Source organism: Motilibacter deserti (assembly GCF_011250635.1).
Lineage (GTDB): Bacteria > Actinomycetota > Actinomycetes > Motilibacterales > Motilibacteraceae > Motilibacter_A > Motilibacter_A deserti.
Window position 1 is genome coordinate 1 of record NZ_JAANNP010000143.1, and the last position, 3,887, is coordinate 3,887.

The 3,887-nt window shown below is 73.4% G+C and carries 3 protein-coding genes; 1 reads left to right on the plus strand and 2 read right to left on the minus strand.

Features of this window, described 5'->3' with window-relative positions; genetic code table 11:
* The coding region (locus G9H71_RS21460) for a S8 family serine peptidase (protein WP_166284808.1) at nt 1–1,471 on the minus strand (1,471 nt) is incomplete at its 3' end.
* A 223-nt stretch (nt 1,472–1,694) separates the two neighbouring features.
* The gene (locus G9H71_RS21465) at nt 1,695–3,107 is read right to left on the minus strand and encodes a cytochrome P450 (protein WP_166284809.1); all 1,413 of its coding nucleotides are present in this window, start codon (nt 3,105–3,107) and stop codon (nt 1,695–1,697) included.
* An 84-nt stretch (nt 3,108–3,191) separates the two neighbouring features.
* On the opposite strand from G9H71_RS21465, the gene G9H71_RS21470 reads away from it, so the two are divergent.
* On the plus strand, nt 3,192–3,887 hold a 696-nt coding region (locus G9H71_RS21470), incomplete at its 3' end, for an acyl-CoA dehydrogenase family protein (protein ID WP_166284810.1).

A 3,887-nucleotide genomic window follows, 5' to 3' on the forward strand; every position in this document is an offset into this window, starting at 1 on the left:
CGGCGCCGGACCACTTGTCACCGGACCAGCGGCGCCCGTTCCAGGTGCCGCCGCTCCACGCCTGTCCGGCGAACGACTGCGCCGACCAGCGCCGGCCGTCCCAGCCGCCGCCGAGCGCGTCGACTTCGCCGCTGAGCACGGCACCGGTCTCCGGGTCGACGACGTGGCTGTCGCCGCGGCTGGCCTCGAGCGAGCCGAGGCCGTTGGAGGCGGGCCACTGCTGCAGCGCGTTGCCCACCGACGGGGCCCCGCTGTCCACGGCCTTGTCGATGTCGATCACGCCGGCGCCCTGCGCCGCGCTCTGGTCCGCCTTGAGCCCCGTCGCGGTCCGCTTCAGCGCGTACTTGACCTGGTCCGGGGTGAGCTGCGGATTGCGCTGCAGCATCAGCGCGACCGTGCCCGAGACCACCGCGGTGGCCTGCGAGGTGCCGCTGCCGCGGAAGTAGCGGCCCGTAGTGTCGCCGGTCACGAGCCCCTCGGGGTGCTCGACGTCCGCGACGGAGCCGGGGACGCGCAGCGACACGACGGACTTGCCCGGGGCGAGCAGGTCGGGACGGCGGGCGTCCGTGCCGGGGTTGGTGAAGTCGGCGACGCGGTCGTCGTCCTGCGTCGCGGTGCCCTGGTGGTCGCTCGCCCCGACGGCGAGGACGTACGGGTCGACCGCCGGCATGGTGAGCGAGGTGCTCTCCGCGCCGTCGTTGCCCGCGGCCGCGACGACGACGATGCCGGCTCTCCAGGCGTTCTCCACCGCACGCGCGAGCGGGTCGACCTGGTAGGACTGCTTCGAGCTCGTGCCGTAGGACAGGTTGATGACCCGGATGTTGAGGCCGTTGTCCTTGCGGTGCTGGACGATCCAGTCGATGCCGGCGATGACCTGCGAGACGTCGACGCCGCCGTCGGCGGCGCCCACCTTGACGTTCACGATGCGCGCGCCCGGAGCCACGCCGACGAAGGGCTTGGACCCGTCGCTCGGCAGGGACGTGTCGAGCCCGGCGATGATGCCCGCCATGTGCGTCCCGTGGCCGTAGCCGTCGAGGCTGCGCGTGCCGTCGGACTGGCTGTCGAACGACAGGTCAGGCCCGTTCACGACCTTGCCCGGCGCGGCGAGCCCGCCCACGGGCGTGACACCCGTGTCGATCAGCGCGACGTCCACACCGGCACCGGTGATCTTCTTCGCCCACTCCTTCTGGGCCCCGAGCTGCTGCGTGATGGTCCACAGCGAGCCCTGGTCGGCCTCGGCCGTCCAGCTGCCGGTGGCCCGCGATGCCTTCTCGTCCTCGCGGGTGTCGTCGTCGCCCCACTTGCCCCCGAGCCAGCCGTCGTCGCCCGTGGCCGGTCCGGCCGTCGCGACCGCTGCGGGCGCGCGCTCGGCGAGGCCGGCGCGCGGCTCCGCGGCCTGCGCCGGGATGCCGGCGCCCAGGGCCACGGCCACGACGGCCGAGGCGGCGAGGGTCGGCCCTCTCCTCGGCACGTACGAAGTCCTCAACGTCTTCCCCTCCCCGGCGGACGGCACCGTGCCGGCCGTCGTCTCGGACGAGTCTGCGTCCGCGCGGGGGATCGTTCGGGGCCGTAGCCGGCACTCCACCCGGGCGGCGCAGCCCGGGGGCCCGGGCGGCCTGGTCCCTAGTGCCCAAGTCGTCCCGCAGGGCTAAAGCCGGCGGCAGGGACGTCCGATGCTCACGGGATCGGACACCTCAAGGGCGCACCCGCAGCGGCAGCCCGTCGCGCGGCCGGAGGGTGATGGACGCCTCGGGGACGGGCGGTGCCAGGGAGACCTGCTCGAACGACAGCCGCTGCAGGATCGTGGCGAGCACGAGCACCATCTCGAGCTCGGCGAACCCGTTGCCGATGCAGACGCGGGGGCCGCCGCCGAACGGGAGGTAGGAACTGCGCTGCAGGCGTCGGACCGCCCCGCCGGCCCAGCGCTCCGGCCGGAACTCCTCGGGGCGGTCGTAGATCCCCGGGTGCCGGTGGACGACCCACGGGCTGATGACGACGACTGTGCCCTTCCGGAGCCGGTGCCCCGCCACGGTCGTGTCGGCGAGCACCTTGCGGTCGAAGGCGTAGACCGGCGGGAAGAGGCGCAGGGACTCGTGGATCACGTCCGTGAGGAGCGTCAGGGAGCGTACGTCGTCGCTGGTCGCGTCGCGGCCGTCGAGCACCCGGTCCAGCTCCTCGCGGACCGCCGCGAGCACGTCCGGCCGCTGGGCCAGCAGGTGCCAGGTCCACGTCAGCGCGAGCGCGGTGGTCTCGTGCCCGCCGACGAACAAGGTCATGACCTCGTCGCGCAGCTGCCGGTCGCTCATGCCCCCGGTCTCGTCGTCGTTGGCTCCGACGAGGACAGAGAGCAGGTCGTCCCGGCCCTCGACCCCGCCGGACCGGCGCTCGTCGATGAAGCGCTGGACGATCGCGTCCATGCGGCGCACCCCGCGGCGCAGCCGCACGGTCGTCGGCGTGGGGACGGCCTCGGGATAGGGGATCGGCGCGGACAGGCGCGCGCTCAGGGACTTGCGCACCCCTTCCATCGCGTCCCCGACGACCTGCGCGTCGCCCGCGACGTCGGCGTCGAAGAGCGCCGCCGCCACGATGCGCATCGTCAGCCACATCATCTCGTCGCAGACGTCGCGCACCTCGCCGTCGGCCCAGCTGTCGGCCGCCTCCCGGGCGTAGCGCACCATCACCCGGTCGTACGCGGCGAGCCGGCTGCGGTGGAAGGCGGGCTGCGTGAGCCGGCGCTCGCGCTTCCACAGGTCCCCGGTGCTCGTGAACAGCCCCTGCCCGAGCAGGCTGCCGCCGACCAGCGGCAGGAAGTGCTTGCCGAACTCCTTGTTGCGGCGGACGAGGACGGCGTCGATCTCGGCCGGGTCGCTCAGCAGCAGCGCCCGGACCGTGCCGAGGCGGAACGGCACGGCGTCCCCCTGCTCGGCCCGCAGCCGGGTCATCAACGCGAGCCGGTCGGCGGCGAACTCCGGCAGCTCCCCGCCGAGCACCTGCGCCAGGCTCCGTCGCGGCCGGGGCACCGGTGCCTGCCCGGGCCGTCGCTGCGCCGGGATGACCGGGGCGAGCCCCTCGGTGCGGGTCGCCGTCCCGTCCGCCTGCTCCGTCACGTCCGGTCCTCTCACGATCGATGTCCGTAATCGGGGTCTCGCTGCTCTGTCACAACGACACCCACGAGAGAACCGGGAGCGTCGATGACGACAAGAGAGGCGAGCACGCCGTCCGCATACATCGGTCGGACGTCCCGCACGCCGAGCCGGTCCCTGCTCGACGCGGGCTGGTCCACCCCGCTCGGGGACCTGGAGCTGCCGGACGGCGACCCGATCGCACGCGTCAAGACGGTTCAGGAATCAGATTTCCCCGTTCTCGCGATCCCGGAAGAGTTCGGCGGCCTCGGCGGGGACATGCTCGCCGTCGCCTCGGCGCAGCGGCAGCTCGGGCTCCTCGACCCGGGCCTCGCCATCGGCCTCTGCATGCACGCGCACTCGGTCGGCGTCATGGTCGAGCACCAGCGACGGGAGAAGGACACGTCGTGGATCCTGCTGGAGGCGATCGCCGGGCGGCACTGCCTCGTCGGCTCGGCGTTCGCCGAGCCCGGCGGGAGCGCCAACCTCATGCGCCCGCTCATGAAGGCGGTCAAGGACGGCAAGGGCTACCGGCTGACCGGCGTCAAGTTCCCGTGCTCGCTCGTCACCACCGCGGAGCTGTTCTGCCTCTCGGCGGCCGCGGAGAACGGCGAGACCATCGTCGCGCTGTGCGCCGGGGAGTCCGAGGGAGTCGCGCGGGACGGGTCGGCGTGGCCGTCGCTCGGCATGCGGTCCTCGGACACCGGCAAGCTCACTCTGACCGACGTCGCGCTCGACGACCGCCTCGTCTACCACCGGGCCCCC